Here is an 18,220-nt window from a genome sequence, read left to right as displayed (position 1 = left end):
CGTGGTGTTAGTAACTTTCGGTTTGCGTTCTCTTTCGTCATCAGTTATCCGAGGATCCACTAGTTGTTGTAGTAGATTCGCTTTCTGATCCACTCGTAGTTGTTGTAGTGTCGATCGATTGATTTGATCCATAGCCAAAAACTCCAATAGTGCTGGTAATGGTGGATGATTGTGCTGTGGTGCCGACCGCTTCCACCAAAGTTATCGAGACTGAAGCTATCTGAGCGAGCGTACTGGCGCTAGTTGTTGATCCGGAGATCGCAAGAGATGAGATTGAGATCGAGGTTGGAGAGGTAATCGTCCCAAATGAAAAGATGGAGTCATTAGCTAGGTGCGTTGCCAACACTAAAGTCGTATTGGATGAGCCAGGATTGATGGTCTCCTGGGTTAAAGTGCATGGACACGAAGTTCCGGTTATGGGATTAGCGCTTATTATCATTTCGACGTCGGAATTAGTTGCTGAATCGTATGTATAGAAATCGATAGAATTGGCGGATGCCGAGACAAACGGACTGCTTTGGTTACTTGGGGTCTGCGCGTTCCTGATGCTACGGGTAACTTGATTCATCGCGGTCATCGCGGTCGCGCTTGACTTTGAACTGTTGGTGATCGAAGCTTGGGTTGACGCAAAGGTGTTTATGATTTGGAAAGTCATAACCGATACAATCCCAAAGAGAAATGTAGCAATAAGGATTTCTACCAAACCAAGGCCCGCGTCGTCAAAGCCCACACCTCCTTTTTGTGTGGTTGTTATTTTCTTGGTTCGCCATTGACTTCGTTTTTTAGTTTCCGATTGTGAAAGCAATTGGACCACCACCCAATATCGAAACGGGAGATGAGGGTGGAATGACCACAGTATTGTTAGAATCGACCGCCTGGAGGTCGAAATAGCCAAGAGGAAGATATGAAGTTACGCTTGAAGCTGTACTAGGTGAAGTTCCTATCTGCCCCAGTGAGATTGGCGTCGAAGTTCCACAAGGCGTACCGCTTGTATCTGCCACCGGAATTGCTTGAATTGTATCACCTGTGGCAGGTGAACCGTTGATGGTCGCGGTTATTGTCACGGTTGCATATGTCGGTGATATGGCGGTGGTTCCACCTGGGGTAACTGATATTATCGGTGTGCTTGAAAGCGCAGGGTAACGTGGAACTGCATTTAGAGTGTAGCAACTTCCCAGCCAAATTTGATAGCCTGAGGAAAAGGGAAAGAGAGGACCCCATAGGAGGTTGTTTGAGGGGTTGTTTGATTGCGTGACATTCGACGAGCCACCTACGGGCAGTTGTGAATTTGCAGCGGTTAGTCCAGATGCAACTGCTAGTTGCTCGCTGTTGGGATCGCCCAAGGAGAGATATGCACCCTTATCGTAGGCAAACTGTACCGACGTAGTATTTCCTAAGGTAACGGTGGCAGAGACAGAGGGATTCGGGTTGTTTGAGTTGTCGACATAACCAGGGTTGAGACTGGATGGAAGGCTAACGGTATAAGCGCCTGCCGTGAGAAATGGGAAAAAGGCACACCCATTGGCGTCAGTTGCGACGGTTTGAGTTTGTGTGGAGTTCGAAACTTGGACCCAAACTCCCGAGCTTGGTCCATTGGCCGCATTGGATATGTCGATGGAAAGATTACCGCTCGAAGGCGAATATGGACTAGTCGTGGTGGATGAACCTGATTGGGATGGTCCACCATAGGCCTGAGGAGGTGGAATGATAATTTCGTTTGCAATTTCAGGCGGGGTTGGTGGTGTGGCGACCCAAGAGATGGATACTGTGGCTTCAACTATCGGTTGATTGTATGTTTTGGAGGTACCTTGGACGGCGCATCCTTGCTCGGTAAGTGTTCCAGTCGACCAGGCTAGCTCTGTTTGAATTGTAAAAGTTGTAGGACCAACTTTTTGTGTGGTGATCTTGGTCCCTAGATTGGCATTGACGAAACCCGTGAAGTTCGAATTCGCTAGAAGTCTGATTGTTTCTAGTGACGAGTTGGCTAATCCAGCAGCTGCTACACGATCTCTGTTGTTCCCAGAGACTCCAATGGTGGCCTCTAATAGTTTGGTGGCTGGAATTAACGTGAGTAGCAAAATAGTGACAGCGATAACTATCCCTATTATGCTCAGTCCATCGTCGCTTTTTTTGTAGCGTGTCGAGGAAGTTTTGATTGCCATCCTTGTGCTCACCGGAGTGTTATCGGCGATATTTGCGTAAATCTTTACCTTATTGCGACTTGATGGGCTGGGCGATTCATATTAGAGCTGTTAGCAAAAGGTAAATCTCACTAGGGCAGGTCAGACCTGTAGCTCCTAGGAGTTTTTGGCTTGAGCGCCACGTTGAGCGCCATCTTGCATCGCTTCATAACCCAACCCCAAAGCAATGAGGGACTGTCGAGATTAACAGAGTCGCTGGTGTGTTCGCAAGATCTTGCTCTTGATAGGCGGAGTCGATTGGCCGCCATATTTAGGGGTGCTTTTATAGCTTTATTAGGGCGCTCGCTTGGCTCATAGGCGCGGAATTTTTAGACACATTTTCTAAATTGTAGTTTTGGAGTCGTGGTGTTGTATGTCGCGACAAATTATGGGGGTACTTCAGAGCCGAAGAAAGCTGAAGGTAGCCGAAGGTAGCCGATCTGGATTGGCTGGATGACCATCGCCTTTGATGGTCATATCTTTGAATAAGGTTAGCTCTTTTGGTACCTCAAAGAGTTTTAAGTGGATCTTGCCTCGGGAGCCTTGAATCTTGGTTCATCGATTGCCTATGTCCATGTGGTTCATTTGTGACAAATGGCATTCCTTCTGACTTGGGGTAATCTCTGACGCATGAGACAACTGGACAAATCCAGAGTCAGTTATTACATTTGGCGAAGGTAGATTCAGATGCTCTTTGTCGTGCCATGTTCGACCTTTGATGCGGCGTTAGAAATCTAAAAGTAGGTGTGTTGATGTCATCGAGGGTGGTAAATAATCCGATTGCGCCACTGTTTCCTAGGGAGTATTCCTTCACCGCTTGTCATGACAGCAAGAATCTTCTAATTCGATTGGTGTCATGATCGTAAAATGGGTTTTCGTGTTGGGCGAAATAGCTCTTTGGTCAAAATGACTGAGGGACTTTTAACTTAAAAAGTGTTTTATGTTTTGCCACCAGATGCGAAATCGCTTATACGAATGAGCTCAGGGCCCTTTGTGGATGAATTGGGTTGTTAATCTCTCCTTGGCGAAGCGGAAGGTCCAGCGCATCGATATGAAAGCGGACCGATTGCCGCTGTCTTTGCTCTTACTCTTTGAGCTCCTTGGGCTAAGATTGTCCAGGAAAGCCGTAGTGCACTATAGTCATGTTCATGCTGATCCAAAAGCCGTGTGAGTCTCGATCGCTTTAGGTGGCGGGTAGTTGATTAGAGAATTTTCATGAGCTATTAATCTTTTGCCGGGGATAGTCCCACCATAATTGTTATGAGGTTAGTGCTTTTTAATATTCACAGATCCCGTCTTGGCTGTGGTTGGCTAAGGCGCGTGGATTTTGTACCTTTGAGATATTTGTAGAATTGAGAAATGATCTAAATGGTCAGCGATGATAGGCCAGACTTTAGTCACAATAGGCCACAAAAGGGTAATTCATGGCCAATGGGGTTTCGAGCCTCGAAGTCACTTCGAATTGCCGGGTTTGTCGCGCCTATGATATTGGGTGCCAGCATCATAGCGGCCTATATGCACTTTGGAATCTTGGGTAGCGGACCTGGAGCGCTGCCGAGTGCAGTTTTGATAGCTCCAAGCACAATGACAATAACAACCACCTCTTCAACATCGCTAGTTACTACCTCGCCCTCGGTTACCTCGGGCACCGTTTTGGTTGGATCGTCTTCAACGACAACTCCCACAACGACTACATCGTTGATGGCTAACTCCCAGAACCTAGAGGTTGTCACCCCCACTGTCAAGGTTTACTCCTATGATTCGGCTGATTCGAAGCCATCATCGGTGGAGGATTCAAAGCCTGTCGCCCCTGTTGTCTCCACGCCGGCACCTCAGACTACACTGGCAACAGCCACTGCGCCTTCGACATCAATCGCAACCATCACAACTCAAGCATCGAGTGACTCAGCTGATTCTAATAAATCGACAACAACTACCTCTGCTACAGGGGATTCCAAGAGTTCGTCGGGTGGTGATTTGAGCTCGTCTTCGAGTTCGATATCGTCATCGCCTTCCACCTCAACGAAGAAGTCTGACTCTTGATAGCCAGAGTCTCTTACCTTTTTATTAGATGATTGAAGCCTGGTATGTCATGCGAGTAAATATGATTCACTTCTACCTGTGCCAACCTCTAAAGAATACTGGCGCTGTTGATTCCTCAAATCAATGCATTGAGTCTTTGTGGTTGTGCAATGGAAAATAGTTCACCTAAGACACGGCGTATAAAGAGAAGAATCGGCACGGTCCCACGTCTTGTTCTTGCCCTATTTATCGTGACCTCTGGTGTCTTAGGTCTGGTAGTGCTTCAGGTCTCTCAGACTTTTGGACAGCGTTCGGTCGCCCTTGTTCGACAAAACTTGGTTGACGAGGTCGCTGAATATGAAAGGGCGATTGGTACCTCTACGTCAAGCAATGTCTTTATCTACTCTAAAACATACCTGATTGAGCATCAGCTCAATAGTCAAAAAAGTATAGTTATAGCAATTGTTGGTCACCCTATTTTGGGTTCTACGGGATCTCAAGGAGTCCTTCCCGACGGCCCTATAAAGAATCTCGTCTATCATTTCCCTACGACTACCAAGGTGTTGACGTTCAGCGCGCTTGGCGTACCATATTTGGTTGTGGCCACTCCGATATTGATTAGCGGACGACCTTTTGGGGTTTTCATTGCAACTGCGGACCTATCTCAAGAGATAACTCAGATGCATCAGATGTTGGTTTTGGTGCTCTTCGAGGCGGCGATAGCACTTTTGTTTACTATGGGCAGTGGATACCTTCTTTTGCGACGTGTGATGAAGACCGTGGGCGGAATCACAAATGCAGCAATCGGAATCGCAGATGGAGACTTAAGCCGGCGAATCGATTACAGCGGGGCAACGGACGAAGTTGGTACTTTGGCCAAGACCTTTGATGAGATGCTGAATCGACTGGATGAGATGATGGAGGGACAGAAGAGACTTCTCTCGGATGTCTCACATCAACTCAAGACCCCGCTTACCATAATCAACGGGAACTTGGAGCTCATAGCGCGCTCTGGTCAAGTTTTATCGCAGGACAATATTGAGAGCTTTGAGGCGGCTAAGGAAGAGATAACCTTTATGAGCCATCTAATTGATCAGCTTCTGCTTTTGGGACGCACTATGGAGCGAGATTTTATTCTTCGAGGGCCAGTTGACTTTAGATCATTTATGGCGGATCTTTACTCGTCGTCAGTTGTGATTGCTGACCGTAATTGGCAATATCAAGAGCCTCCTGATCTAGTAGTTGAGTTTGATGCTGCAAAAGTTCGTGGCGCTCTTTTGAATTTGGTGGAAAATGCAGTCAAAGTGACCCAAATGAATGATGTAATAGAAATTAGTGCAACCACTCGGGGTTCGGTTTTGGAGATATCAGTTTCTGATAGCGGACCAGGGGTTCCAACTGGAATGGAAGATGCGATCTTTGCTCGCTTTGCTCGGGGCTCTCAACCCTATAAAAAGGGAGCAGGGTTAGGGCTGTCAATTGTCGATGCGGTTGCGAAGGCACATAAGGGGTGTGTGGTTCTTGAGGTCTCCCCCTATGGTGGAGCACGTTTTTCCATGCTCCTTCCGTTGGTAATGGCTGAAATACCAGATGACGACTATGAGCTATAGGCGGTTTTAATGAGCGAATTTCGAGATGTGAGGATGCAAGCGTGAATATTGTCATTGTAGAAGACGATCCAAAGATTGCGAGTTTTATCTCCAGAGGGCTTCGTGCTGAAGGTTACGCAACGACATTGATTCAAGATGGTGATTCGGCGATGTCCGTGGTTCCACTGATGCGCGACGACATCGATCTGGTACTGCTCGATCTTGGTTTGCCGGGCAAGGATGGCAAGGCTGTATTGGCGCATTGGCGGTCGGAGAAGTTTTCAAAGCCGGTAATTATTCTTACTGCTCGAGATGAGATTTCCGAGAAGGTGAAAGGCCTAAATGCTGGCGCGACTGATTACGTAACCAAACCGTTCTCCTTCGATGAACTTTTGGCTAGAATTCGCGCAGCTCTAAGAAACTTTGAGACGACCTCTCTTACAACTCTGGAGGTGGCCGATGTCAGCTTTGACCTAGTCTCCAAAGTTGCATTTAGAGGCGGACGTCGCATTGAATTGGCTCAACGCGAATGGGCGTTACTCGAGCTATTCATGCGAAATCCCAGTCAAGTGCTCTCTCGAATTCAGATTCTCAATCATGTTTGGGACTATTCATTTGATCCTGGGTCAAATATAGTGGACGTCTATGTCGGGTATTTGCGCAAGAAGATCAATATACCTCACCATGATTCTTTGATTCAGACAGTGCGAGGTGCGGGATATAGGTTTCTGCCGCCATCTTCGAGGTGGCAATGAATCTCGCATCTGGTAGATCTTTAGAGCTTTTGTTCCGGGAATAGACCGTGCAAGAGTTTATCGGGACTCCAAAGATTATTCATAGCTGACAGCGGCGCTAGAACTACAAGGCTAACTCGTTCTCTTAGTGGCCCTAAGTTCGTTGACAGTTCGTCGACTTTATGGCGCTAATGTAGGCCGTATCGGTGGTTTCTCATCTAGACCATGAGCCTTATGGGAGCCATAAGGCTCATGGTTACAATTGGTTATTGCCTTGAATTATAGGTCTTCCAGTGCGCCAAGGGCAACGGTCTTGTCGACGTCGGCGACCCTTGCCTTATCGATTTCGCTAGCTATTTGATCGTCTTCGTCCATAATTTGGTCGATGTCAACTTCGGCGAAGCCTAGAACCCCATCTTTTCAAAGGTGTCGCGCATCGTTTTACCGAAGAGTCCAATATCTTTTAGGATGGGTACGATTCTTGTAAAGAGCAAACTTCTAAATGCAATTTGCGACTCGGATTCATTTACCCATTGGACACATTCTTTGGTATCCAGACCTAGGTTTGACCAGACCTCATTGGCTAAGAATCGGTCGCGCATGGCTATACATGCCTCGGCGCAAAATTCTTCGCGCTCTTGACGTTCGGCCTCTGTTAGGTTTGGGTAGTAGTCGCGGAGTGCATTTCTCCCAAAGGCTACGTGGCGTGCCTCATCTTGCATAACATAGGCAGTCAGGTCTCGAGCAAGTTTATTACCTGTCATATTACGTATCATGCCAAAAGCTGCAAGGGCAAGGCCCTCGATTAGAACCTGCATGCCTAGGTAGGTCATATCCCAGCGAGAGTCGTTTAAAACATCATCAAGGATGGAGCGAAGGTTAGGGTTGATTGGATAGGCAATTCCTAATTTATTTAGGTAGGTTGAATAGACCTCAACGTGGCGTGCCTCATCCATCACCTGGGTAGCTGCGTAGTATTTCGAATCCATGTCCGGCACATTTTGAACGATCTTAGAAGCGCATATGAGAGCCCCTTGTTCGCCGTGGAGAAATTGTGAGAATTGCCATGATGCCAGGTGCAACTTCAGCTCGCCTAGACCTTTTGCATCTAGTTTGTCAAACATTGGCGAACCCCAAATGGGTACGAAGTGGTCCTCTGTGCCCAAGGGATTGTCTATGTCGATCGTCTCTGACCAGTCAATTCTAATTTGGGCGTCCCACTGGCGTCGCTTACCCTTGTCGTATAAGTTGAGCATCTTTTCGCGCCCGCTGTCATAGTCCCAACTGAAATGAACTTCTCCGGTGTCGTCTTTGGTCTTCCAGCCTGTCAATTCGACTGGAAGGACATAGCGTTTAGTAGTCATTTTTGCTCCCCCTGATGCCTAATAATTAAGATATCACAGGGAATCGTTAGGCACGAAACATTTTGGTGGAGATGTGCAAAGATTTCAAGTTCATTGCTAGTTGTCGTCGGAGGCTGATCCCTCAAGGTTCTCATCTGAGTCAAGGCAAAGGTGATCTATATCCGTCAAGTCACACTTTTTGGCTGAGATCTTGGCGAGCATCAGACTAAAGACGATGGCGAAGAATTCAAGGGGCTTCCAGTCGTAATGGGTTCCAGTTAGGAGCGCATCCATTCCCGAAAGAGGAAATCCCGGGCGGGGAGATGCCAGCCCTACAACGTCACCTTGGCGATTTACTATATGGAATCCGGTAGGACCATCGCCATGAATTACCAGGCAGGTCTTTACATCGTCGTTTACAACCGCTAGGAATCGAGATGATTCACCTGTCGATGGATCGGGTATTCTAACAATTACGGTTGAGACCCGCTGTAGATCCTTATCTAGAAGTGCTACTGTATATTTGCTATCACGTCTAATGGCCAGCATCGAGATCTGAGGTTTCGCACCAGGTCCGGCTGATATCCTCCATATGCCATCTTCTATCCTTGCCTCAGCGAGGGTTGTGGTCGCTGTTCTCCAAAGGAAGGTCGTAGGTGATGGCGAAAGTTCATAGGCACTCGGTGAGTCATAGAACTGCCCACAGTATGCACAGCTAGATGATCCGTCGGGAGCTGGCATCCCACAAGCAACACAAGATTTCACCTAGTCTGTATCGGAAGATTTATCTCTAGGCTTGACAGACCGTTGAGAGCATTGACTAAGTTTCGCAACTCGCCATGGGAGCTTTTGTCAAAACGAAGTGCCACTCTTGCCAGATCAAGGCCGTCTTTTTCGCCTTTTTCCGTTCCAGTGATTGGTATGGATTCTATGGTCCCAGATTGGCAGATGTGCCCAAAGTCACGATTAATGGCCTTCATTTCACTCTTGGATGGGGCAGACCTCATCCGTAAAATAAGCAAGTTTCCCACCCAGCGCATCGAATGATAGTTGCGATAAAAGCTGACTATCTCATCAACGGCCTTTTCGTGTGAGTCGGTGATGAGATAGAGGGCTGAATCTTGGGGCGAGACCATTCCTCGCTCAAAGAGCTGCTTATTTACGTAGTCGAGCCAATGGTTCCAGTAGTTTCCGCCTTTGGCTTCATAAAAGACAATCGGTGCCAGAGGCGACTTGCCCGTTTGAACGAGAGTGAGAAGCTCGAATGCTTCGTCTAGAGTCCCAAATCCTCCTGGAAGGATTAAAAAGGCATGCGACTCTTTCATGAAGATAAGTTTTCGGGTGAAGAAGTACTTCATCTCTACGAGTTTTGGGTCTTGAGCGATAAATAGGTTCGCCCCGCCCTCAAAGGGCAGCTTGATATTTACTCCAAAGGAGTTTTCACGTCCTGCTCCTTCGATTCCAGCTTCCATGATACCGGGGCCAGCACCGGTAATTATCATCCAACCATTTTCGACCATTGCTTGAGCTAGATCATGGGCTGCGCGATAATCGGCGTCGTCCTTTGTGGTTCGAGCCGAACCGAAGATCGTCAATTTGTGCTGATTGCGATAGGCCCTAAAGGTTGAAAATGCATTACTCAATTCTGCAAGAGCACTTGAGGCAATCTTAATATCCAGACGATCAGTCTCTTCGTCAGCGAAGTTAACACAGACGCTGAGAAGCTGAAAGATAAGATCGCGATTTTTTTTGGGTCCTAACTTATCAATAAGGGCCACGATTTCATCGTGGAGCAGTGTCGATTGGTGCATGGAGTTTTTAAATCGCGAATCTTGCGTCAATGTCGTATTCAATCGTCTCGTAAAAGTTTTTTGGAAGTTCTTAGCCAATAAGTCTATGCGAATCCAACCTAGCTAAATTGCGCTATTTCCTTATAGAGTGTGCTTCGCTGTGCTAATCTTCGCCCCAGTGGGTTGACGATCTCTTTGAAGCCTTCAAGGTCGAGGAGTTGTCCATGAGAAGCCCCGGCTGCTCTGGAGATGTTTTCTTCCATCAGAGTGCCGCCAAGGTCATTGGCTCCTGATCGAAGGAGTGTCCTTGCCCCTTCGATACCCATCTTTACCCATGATGCCTGAATGTTATCGATCCAGCCGTGATATGCCAATCGAGCAACACTATGCATTAACAGCGATTCCCTAAAAGTTGGGCCACGCCTCGCCTTTTGCTGAAGGTAGATTGGTGACGCCATATGGACGAATGGAAGAGGTACGAATTCGGTAAAGCCGCCTGTCTCTTTTTGAAGGTCACGTGTCAGTACAAAGTGTTTTGCCCATGACTTTGGTCTTTCGAAGGTTCCAAACATGATGGTTATATTCGAGCGCAGACCAACACCATGAGCTGCTCGATGCACGTCAAGCCACTGGCGGGTATTTATCTTGTCCGGGCATAACCTAGCTCTGATATCGTCGTCTAGGATCTCAGCAGCAGTTCCAGGTAGTGTCTTGAGTCCGGCATCTTTTAACATTTGAAGATATTCGCTGAGTTCGATCCCAAGGCGACGTGCACCTTCATGGACCTCTAAGGCGCTAAAACCGTGAATATGCATCTCCGGAACGGCACTTCGAACCGTTTTGGCTACCTCAATGTAATAGTTACCATCAAAAGAAGGGTGGATACCGCCTTGGAGACATACCTCGGTTGCTCCTAGCTCGCTTGCTTCTACTACCCTTTGGGCAAGTTGATCCATGTCCAACAGATATGGCGTTCCTCTTAGGTTTAATGAGAGAGGGCCCTTGGAAAAGGCGCAAAAGCGACATTTGAAGGTGCAGATGTTTGTGTAGTTTATGTTGCGATTTCTCACGAAGGTTACAGTGTCGCCAACGCTTTTAGCGCGAAGTTCGTCTGCGACTGCTGCGATTTTACGAACTTTTGAGCCTCTAGCTCCAAATAGAACCTCTATCTCATGTTCATTTATCTCATGGCCAATCAAGATACCATCAATTATCTCGTCGATCTCGTTTCGGTTTGAGTTATGTGGATCTGGCGAAAATAGGGCGAGTCCACTCTTTTTCAAGATGGGCTCCAAGATCTCTGGTGGGGGAGTATCACCGCCTGAGACCCAGTCGTCTTCTCGTCCATAACCAAGCGAGTCGCTGTGGTCCATTACATAAAAGCGCGACTCAGGCCGTAGCCACTTTTCTTCATCGCGGGCAAATTCAGGATATATTGGAAGGCGCGGAATTAGATCATAACCTTCGTTTCTGACCTCTTTGGCAAGCACTTCGAGGTGTGGCCAAGGACGTTCGGGATTCACATGGTCGATTGTGACTGGCGATATTCCACCAAAGTCGTCTATCCCAGCGCCAATGAGTGCTCTTATGTTATCGCTAAGATTGGGAGGTGCTTGGAGATGGATCGAGGTAGGAAGGATTATTCTTGCCAGCGCGATGCTGCGCAGAAAGGTTTCATCGTCGCATTTTTCCATAGCAAATAGGCGGGTCTGATCCTTGGGCAGAAAGTTTTGAATTATTACCTCTTGGATATGGCCGTATTCGTCGTTGAGCTTGGCGATTGCCTCTAGGGCTTCGATGCGATCGGATTCATCGTCGCCAATTCCAACTAGCAGTCCTGTTGTGAATGGAATCGCCAGTTCGCCTGCACTTTTTATGGTCTCTAATCGACGCTGTGGCGTCTTGTCAGGGGCGCCCTTGTGGCAATCTAAATCCCCTCGGATCGATTCGAGCATCATTCCAACTGATGCAGAATAGGGGGCCACCTCTTCTAGCTCTTTCTTGGAGAGTGCACCTGCGTTTACATGTGGAAGGAGGCCGAAGGTCGTCATTGTCTTTTTTGAGATATCCCGAATGTAATCAACGGTCGAGGAGTATCCATTGTCATTTAGCCATTGACGAGCTTGAATCCACCTATCTTCAGGTCGCTCTCCCAGGGTGAAAAGTGCTTCATGACAGTTTGCTTGTACGCCTTGGCGGACGATCTCTTCTACTTGAGCCGGTGATAAAAAAGGGCTTTCTAATTGAGACGGGCGTTTTACAAAGGTGCAGTATCCACAACTATCGTTGCAAAGTTGGGTTAGCGGAATGAAGACCTTTGGCGAGAATGTTATGCAATCACCAAAGGTTTCATCTCGTATCTTTTTTGCTCGCTCCAGCAGTTGGGTGGTGGATAAATTAGAAAGTTGTGATCCCATATTTCTAACAATAGGTCAAATTAATTGGTTCTGGGTCATTCTTGGGAGACTGCGCCACATTTGATATCTCCAAAGTTCATTTGCTTGACCCGAATACTACTGGGAGAGCCGAATCTTTGTTAGTAGCGACCTCGAAGGTTCACTCGACTTTTGCACCGCCAAGATGGGACTGGGAGATGGGACTGGGGTCGGACCTGTAATACTTGGTGTCTTGTTGTTCGTATTTCAGCAAAACTATGGCGGCGAGCGCGAGTTTTGTTTGGTTTTTGGCTTGGTGTTAGCGCCTCTTTTATTTTGCGACGTCGTATTTGGTCATCGAGTTTTGGTCCCCATGCGCTTTGATGGCTGAGAGACCAAAACTCATTGATAGTTCGAGAGATGGAAGATTATTGGGATTGGGGGGGGGACTACTACTTCGATTGATCTACTTCGATTGATCTCGAAGGTGATTGCTTTTACTCTTTGTGAGTGGGTATTGGCGATCAAAGGGAAAGATAAATTCGCCCTCTAGAGATCGAATTCGCTAGCTGCATCCTCGTCAACTAGGATTATCAGATCCAAAGCCCCAAGGCTCCCTGCGGGGTAGTCGCTTGGATTTTCAAGTACCTTACGTAGAACTTTAGCTTTTTCACGGCCAGTTACAGATAGCACAACAGTTTTTGAAGAGTTGATAAAGTCCATGGTTACGCTTAGGCGTAGGTTTTTGTTGACTTGAGCTAAGTCATAACCGATCTCGCAGAACTTGCCTTTGATGTTGAAGTCAGTTCTATTTGGAAAAATCGAGGCTATGTGACCATCTGGCCCTAGACCAAGATGGAGGAATCGATTTGAAACTGTTTTTTCCAGAAGCTCGTCATATCGATTTATTAGGGAAGCTAGAAACTTTCGGTATGGCTCGATCTCTTCATTTGCGAGCAGTGTTGACGACCCACAAAGTTGCTCGATCGCAATTAATGAAGCTGTGTCTTGGCCAAGGGTAGGTGTGAAATAGGTGATATCCGCGCCAGAAGCCTTTTCCATCAAGAGGTCATTGATGAGTCGAGTGTTTGAGTCTGGGCTTTCTAGGGGAACCAATCGTTCATCACCTAAGAAAAGATCAAGAGCGCCATTTTTCGAAATGATAGAATTCCACTTCGATGCTATCGTTGGGTACCACATTGTAGCCTGGGATCCACCTGTGGCAAAGAATGAGGTTCGATGGTCAGGTGAAGTTTCAATGTGTCGTGCTAGGAGATTGGAGAGCGAGGCCCCAACGTCTGGTGAGACCTCGAATCGGTAGTTATCCATTTTATTTTCGCCTTTGGGATCTTTATCTTGGTATTAGTTTTGTCATTAGCTTTTATAGGTGCAAATGATCAATTGAGACTTATTTGTGCGGCATTTGGTTCAGGCTGTTATGGCTTTCCGATCTTGTAAGTTATCAATTGGAAACCATAGATCGAACTGAAGCTCCAGGCTTCTACGAGAAGACTTGGAGCTTCAGTCGTTAAGTTCTTCAAAGATAGAGTCGCGATACCTTTTGACCGCGATTTTGACAAGCTATCGCATCGCCATCTGCCTGAGCTCTAATCAGAGTTCCAAAGTCGGTATCCATATCTGGGATTGTAACCTTAGGCCCATAGTCCTTTGAGACGACTTGGATCAGTTCAAGCGTCTTTGGCCCACCTTTGTGCAGTTGTCCAGTGGAGTGAAGATGTCGAGGTGCGAGTCCTGCTGTGATTGGTGAGGTAGCTATAGCTTTGGCTAGGTCATCTCGCCAGGCGTATAGTTCGTCCTCGAACCCAAGTGGTTGATAGGCTGATAGTGCGAAGTATTTACCCTCGTCACTACGGTCGGAGATATAGCTCTCCACCTGGTCACACTCGAGATCCTCTAGGGTCGGGTTGAACTTTTCGCCAGCCAAAACTCGGCGAGTTATCTCTTTTGATACGCCGACGTCTGGTTCGTTGAATGGATCGATACCTAGGCTGTATCCTGCTGCTGCGGTAGCGAGTTGCATTCCATATAGGTGTTGGCCCAACTCTTGTACGTTATTGCACTCCACTATCAAGTTAGAGGTTGGATAAGTTCCTTCTTTTGACCGGTGTGGTACAGGAACTAGCCCCTTATCCTCCTTGCCAGTGCTCTCGGCCAAGATCTGTTCGGTCCACATACCGATTGAGCGCTTGTCGTCGCTTTCATATTCGATAGAGACGAATGGTATTCCAGAATTAGCGTTGGCACCGAGAGTCTCTCCGAGTTCGACATATTTGCCACTGTCAGTCTTTTGGGCAGCGCTGAGGAGTTCAACTATATCGATGCCTGCCAATATGCCAGGCACGAGGCCGAATTCGCTGAAGACCGAGAATCGACCGCCAACGTTTTGTGGAGTTGAAAAGACTCTGCTAAAGCCTAGTTCGGTTGCCATTGCCTCTAGTGGTGACCCCGGATCGGTAATGGCGATAAATCTTTTTGGATTCGACTGGCGACCTCGAAAGAAACGAAATAGAGCCTCTGATTCAACTGTCGTTCCAGATTTAGATGAGACGATGAAGGCTGCGTCGGTAATGTCTAGGTCAGCAAAGCCACGTGGGTCTGTTGAATCAATTACCACTATCTCTCGGATCGCACTATTAGTCCGCTTTGTAAAGTCGTAGAAGACGCGCGGTCCAAGGCTAGACCCACCCATACCTAGTACTACAATTTTGGATTGATCGATACTTTCGCTCCATGAGCGTAAGTCGTCCAGGAACTCCTGTGTGCGTTCAATTAGATGTATCCAACCAAGGCGATTTGGGGCGACACTATTGGGTCCCCAAATAGTGTTGTCTCCTTCAAGGATACGAGTTGCGAGGTCGAATGCCATATTAATCTCTCGTTTCGTTGTTTGGGATGGGAGCAATGCCCCCAACGTTCAAGACTTTTTATACCCTAATGGCATTGGCGCAACATTCATGGATACCGATTTATCAAAGTCGTAACTATCCGTCGTTGATCTTTGCTTCAATGGCTAAGTTGCCTTTAAATAGATATAAACACGAAAAAAGACGGACCTTTTTTATCGATTAAATGGTCAATTTTTTAGCGTGACCAAAGGCTCTTCGAGCTCGAGTCGTCCAATTCTCGAGCTCGTTTTGTTTTCCGGGTGGTCTCGTTAGAATTCGAGTTTTAGGATTTCAAATCTCATGTCATCTAAACTTGAAAGTGTTATTGGCACGTGTGAGAGTAGTTCAACTGTGTATCTGGCCATTCGATCGCGATCGTTATCGACCGCGCTTGCCAAGAGCTTCTTGGCACTGTTGTGAATCTCTGGGTGTACTTGAAGCAATTGGGCAAATGCGACGCTGTCGAAGAACTCTTCGAAGCCGACATTATCGATCCATATACCTAAGCGGCAATGGTGTTCGTCTGCGAGTTTGAACTCCGAGCGCGTTCGAAGATCACTACTGTAGGCTGCCGAGATGACTGATTGTATTAGAAGTAGATGGTCAGCTTTGGTCGCTGAAATTAGCTGCGCGCTGTGGCCATTTGATGTAACGTCTGAAACCGCTTTATGGCCGGATTCAGTGAGCCTCATAACGCCATCGGTAATCGTAGAGAAGTTCGACTTTATATTTAGAAGTTCGCTATCGACATTTGATACGTTGTGTGCCATCTCTGAGGATGTTACGCTTTGTTCTTCCGCTCCAATGGCAATCTGCAAGATTCTCTCTTTGGCCTCGATTGAGGCATTTTCTGCCTCTGCGAGAACTCCAATGGCTTCATTGATGTAAGCGGAGCTCGTGCTTGCAAGTTCCTGTCCTTGTAAGGATAGACTTCGAACCGCCTCTGACTTCGAGTTTATAACTGTTGCGCTTTCGGCGATTTGACGAGCCATCTCTCGCGTGCGATCTGCGAGGGAGCGAACCTGTTCCGCCACTACAGCAAATCCTTTGCCATGCACCCCCGCTCGAGCAGATTCGATAGCCGCATTTAGGGCCAAGAGGTTGGTTTGGTCGGCAATATCGGTGACACTTTCGGTCAGCGTAGTAATTATTCTTGTCTCGGAAACGAACTCTTCGACCGAATGGAAGATTGCTGAGGCCGCGCTCTCCATATTTTGAAGCTGGCCAGAGAGGCGAGTTAGCGCTTGCGAGCCGTTTTCGGCGCGCTGTTTGGACGCTTCGGCTACATCTGATGCGATCTGAGCGTTCTGTGAGATCTCCCTGGCAGTGGCTGACATCTCCTCTATCGAGGTGGCTATAGTCGTGGTATCATGCGAGGTGACATCAAGGCGATCGGCGAAGTTGCGAGCTACAATCGCGATATGAGAAGATCCTTCAATAAGGTCAATTATGCGATCTGCAAGGTCGATTGAATCCATTAGTTCATATCGCGAAATCGAAGATTGATTTGCCACGGTTGGCTCAGTAGTATCGAAAGCTTGACCGTGATTTATGTCGATAGACATATTGTATGCCGACCTTTCAGCTGATTTTATTGTTGAGACTCAGAACAACTAGGACCACTTCATCCCTTTGGTTATCGGCCTTAAGATGACCTTATGTAAGTTTTATCCTGGAATTAAATGAAAGTTTGATGGCTGGAGACGTCGCGCTTGGATAGACCTGATATCGCTAGCTCTAGTTTCGGGCACCGCCCCATGAAAGCCCAGGTTATGACCATATTGGTGTCAAGATTTGGGCACTACAGTTGAGCAATCACCGTCTTGGTTCGACCTGAGGTGTCTACTATCCCAAGAATTGAGTAGATATCTTTTTGGGTAGCGGTGAGTGTCAGAATAGTTGGCACATTTGCTCAGTTCCAGATTAATGGTTTTCTGGCACCTTGGTGCCGCCAAAATTTAGTTAATTTAGGTTTCCCGTGGATCGACTTACCCGTGGTGGTCATTTGATTTAGTTGCCGACGATAAGTCGGCAACTAAATCAAATGACCACACTTAACTCTGCCAATTCAGACAACTAATTGACGATCTCTCATTGCTTTTGGCTTAGGAGATCGAAGATGTATAACAGAATCGTCGCGCTATCGTCACGTAGCGGGCCAGTGGAGTTCGCAAATAGCTGCCTCCTGTTTGGTTGGATAGACTTCTAGCTCTTTAGCGCCGCCATTGGGGCTATTGAGTTGTGGAGCATTGCTAGTGGTGATGAGCAATGTTCCGTTCGTGCTGATTAGGTTTGTGGACGATCTTTATCTTCCCACACGAAACACACGTTGTAGCCAGCTGTCGACGCCGATAATTACCACACACCCCGCCTTCCTGCGACGAGGTCGCCTTGTGATTTGTTCGTCCACATCCCACACATGTGGGTTCGCCAATTGCTATACCTGCCTCTCTCAAAGCCATAACCAGACGTCCCACCAATGGAGGCGCACCGATCGATACTGCGTCAGGATGGGTTGAACGCTCGGTAGAGTGAAGCGAACATGGCAGGTTTAGCAGTCGTCTGATTGAGTACCCGGGCAATTGCCAAACGATCGGCTTCACCAACTGTGGCCGCAATGCTCTCAAGTATCATTTCTACCAATTAAAGAGGAATAATAAAGAGATCTTTTTCCAATTCCCTCACATCGAAATGTCAACCCTAGCTAAAAATCAAACTGCCATCGACAACTTTCATCTGATCGACTCTACATAGCTCTCCGAGGCCTGTAAGGTGCGAATTCGGCTAGAGCGCCCAACGAGTTGTATGGTTTCTCCCCTCCAAGAAATGCCCATTGCAGAACCGTATGAAATATCTACTCGTAATGGCCAAAAAGGAGGGCTTTAGCTTAACGCGAGCTGTGGTAAAACATTCAAAAGCGACGGCCCCCTGTATGCATTGTTCGCGGCAATTAACTTGCATTTCTCAGCGGCCATTGACACCGCAAGCGTCAAGGAAGTTAGCATCGCTTTGTACGGAATATCAACCCTGTAGAACGAAAACCTTGAACGGACGATGAGGGGCTTCATTCTAAAGATCAAGAAAAGGCTATTGGTGAAGGGCTCAGTAGCTGTCGTTGGAGCTAAGTGGGGTCTAGCGTTTCCAAGTTGCTGACTTGTGATCACCAACTAAAAGAAATTTTCAACCAGGTAAGTCGATCCACGAGAAATCGAAATTAATTAGATTTAGGCGACACTGGTGCTAGAAACCACCAATGGAAGAACAGAGCAACGATTTAGCCA

General features: G+C 47.3%; 11 protein-coding genes and 1 pseudogene. 3 read left to right on the top strand and 9 right to left on the bottom strand.

Features of this window, described 5'->3' with window-relative positions; genetic code table 11:
- Positions 1 to 40: 40 nt before the first annotated feature.
- Positions 41 to 730, bottom strand: coding sequence for a PulJ/GspJ family protein (locus ACIDITHRIX25_RS77550; protein WP_201733139.1), 690 nt, complete (start codon positions 728 to 730; stop codon positions 41 to 43).
- A 52-nt stretch (positions 731 to 782) separates the two neighbouring features.
- Positions 783 to 2,162, bottom strand: a complete 1,380-nt coding sequence (locus ACIDITHRIX25_RS77545; protein ID WP_201733138.1) for a type IV pilus modification PilV family protein — start codon at positions 2,160 to 2,162, stop codon at positions 783 to 785.
- A gap of 1,386 nt (positions 2,163 to 3,548) precedes the next feature.
- Here ACIDITHRIX25_RS77545 and ACIDITHRIX25_RS77540 point away from each other — a divergent pair.
- From ACIDITHRIX25_RS77540 to ACIDITHRIX25_RS77530, 3 genes are all read left to right on the top strand, one after another.
- On the top strand, positions 3,549 to 4,223 hold the full coding sequence (locus ACIDITHRIX25_RS77540; RefSeq protein ID WP_201733137.1) for a hypothetical protein: 675 nt from the start codon (positions 3,549 to 3,551) through the stop codon (positions 4,221 to 4,223).
- 149 nt (positions 4,224 to 4,372) lie between these two features.
- Positions 4,373 to 5,812 carry a HAMP domain-containing sensor histidine kinase gene (locus ACIDITHRIX25_RS77535; protein ID WP_201733136.1) on the top strand — a complete coding sequence of 480 codons (1,440 nt, stop codon included), beginning with the start codon at positions 4,373 to 4,375 and terminating at the stop codon, positions 5,810 to 5,812.
- 41 nt (positions 5,813 to 5,853) lie between these two features.
- A complete protein-coding gene (locus tag ACIDITHRIX25_RS77530; protein WP_052605217.1) occupies positions 5,854 to 6,546 on the top strand; it encodes a response regulator transcription factor in 693 nt (230 codons plus the stop codon).
- Between the two features lie 258 nt (positions 6,547 to 6,804).
- On the opposite strand, the pseudogene ACIDITHRIX25_RS77525 reads toward ACIDITHRIX25_RS77530, so the two are convergent.
- From ACIDITHRIX25_RS77525 to ACIDITHRIX25_RS77495, 7 genes and pseudogenes are all read right to left on the bottom strand, one after another.
- A pseudogene (locus ACIDITHRIX25_RS77525) lies at positions 6,805 to 7,889 on the bottom strand (ferritin-like domain-containing protein).
- Between the two features lie 96 nt (positions 7,890 to 7,985).
- Positions 7,986 to 8,609, bottom strand: a complete 624-nt coding sequence (locus ACIDITHRIX25_RS77520) for a hypothetical protein (protein WP_201733134.1) — start codon at positions 8,607 to 8,609, stop codon at positions 7,986 to 7,988.
- A 20-nt stretch (positions 8,610 to 8,629) separates the two neighbouring features.
- Positions 8,630 to 9,721 (bottom strand): LOG family protein, encoded by a 1,092-nt coding sequence (locus tag ACIDITHRIX25_RS77515; protein WP_201733133.1) that lies wholly within the window; start codon positions 9,719 to 9,721, stop codon positions 8,630 to 8,632.
- Between the two features lie 56 nt (positions 9,722 to 9,777).
- Positions 9,778 to 12,075, bottom strand: a complete 2,298-nt coding sequence (gene cofH / locus ACIDITHRIX25_RS77510; protein WP_052605221.1) for a 5-amino-6-(D-ribitylamino)uracil--L-tyrosine 4-hydroxyphenyl transferase CofH — start codon at positions 12,073 to 12,075, stop codon at positions 9,778 to 9,780.
- A gap of 507 nt (positions 12,076 to 12,582) precedes the next feature.
- Positions 12,583 to 13,362, bottom strand: a complete 780-nt coding sequence (locus tag ACIDITHRIX25_RS77505; protein WP_201733132.1) for a 6-phosphogluconolactonase — start codon at positions 13,360 to 13,362, stop codon at positions 12,583 to 12,585.
- 208 nt (positions 13,363 to 13,570) lie between these two features.
- A complete protein-coding gene (locus tag ACIDITHRIX25_RS77500; protein ID WP_201733131.1) occupies positions 13,571 to 14,920 on the bottom strand; it encodes a phosphoglucose isomerase-related protein in 1,350 nt (449 codons plus the stop codon).
- 288 nt (positions 14,921 to 15,208) lie between these two features.
- Positions 15,209 to 16,504: a methyl-accepting chemotaxis protein gene (locus ACIDITHRIX25_RS77495; RefSeq protein WP_201733130.1), complete on the bottom strand. Its 1,296-nt coding sequence runs from the start codon at positions 16,502 to 16,504 to the stop codon at positions 15,209 to 15,211.
- Positions 16,505 to 18,220 lie beyond the last annotated feature (1,716 nt).

Source organism: Acidithrix sp. C25 (assembly GCF_904848545.2).
The sequence above is the reverse complement of the archived record's forward strand: the minus strand, read 5'-3'. Positions and strand labels throughout refer to the sequence as shown.

Bases quoted from the DNA above. Each gene is read 5' to 3' on its own strand.
- ACIDITHRIX25_RS77545 (WP_201733138.1), bottom strand. From the start codon at position 2,162: ATGGCAATCAAAACTTCCTCGACACGCTACAAAAAAAGCGACGATGGA.
- ACIDITHRIX25_RS77540 (WP_201733137.1), top strand. From the start codon at position 3,549: ATGGTCAGCGATGATAGGCCAGACTTTAGTCACAATAGGCCACAAAAG.
- ACIDITHRIX25_RS77535 (WP_201733136.1), top strand. From the start codon at position 4,373: ATGGAAAATAGTTCACCTAAGACACGGCGTATAAAGAGAAGAATCGGC.
- ACIDITHRIX25_RS77520 (WP_201733134.1), bottom strand. From the start codon at position 8,609: ATGCCAGCTCCCGACGGATCATCTAGCTGTGCATACTGTGGGCAGTTC.
- cofH (WP_052605221.1), bottom strand. From the start codon at position 12,075: ATGGGATCACAACTTTCTAATTTATCCACCACCCAACTGCTGGAGCGA.
- ACIDITHRIX25_RS77505 (WP_201733132.1), bottom strand. From the start codon at position 13,362: ATGGATAACTACCGATTCGAGGTCTCACCAGACGTTGGGGCCTCGCTC.
- ACIDITHRIX25_RS77500 (WP_201733131.1), bottom strand. From the start codon at position 14,920: ATGGCATTCGACCTCGCAACTCGTATCCTTGAAGGAGACAACACTATT.
- ACIDITHRIX25_RS77495 (WP_201733130.1), bottom strand. From the start codon at position 16,504: ATGTCTATCGACATAAATCACGGTCAAGCTTTCGATACTACTGAGCCA.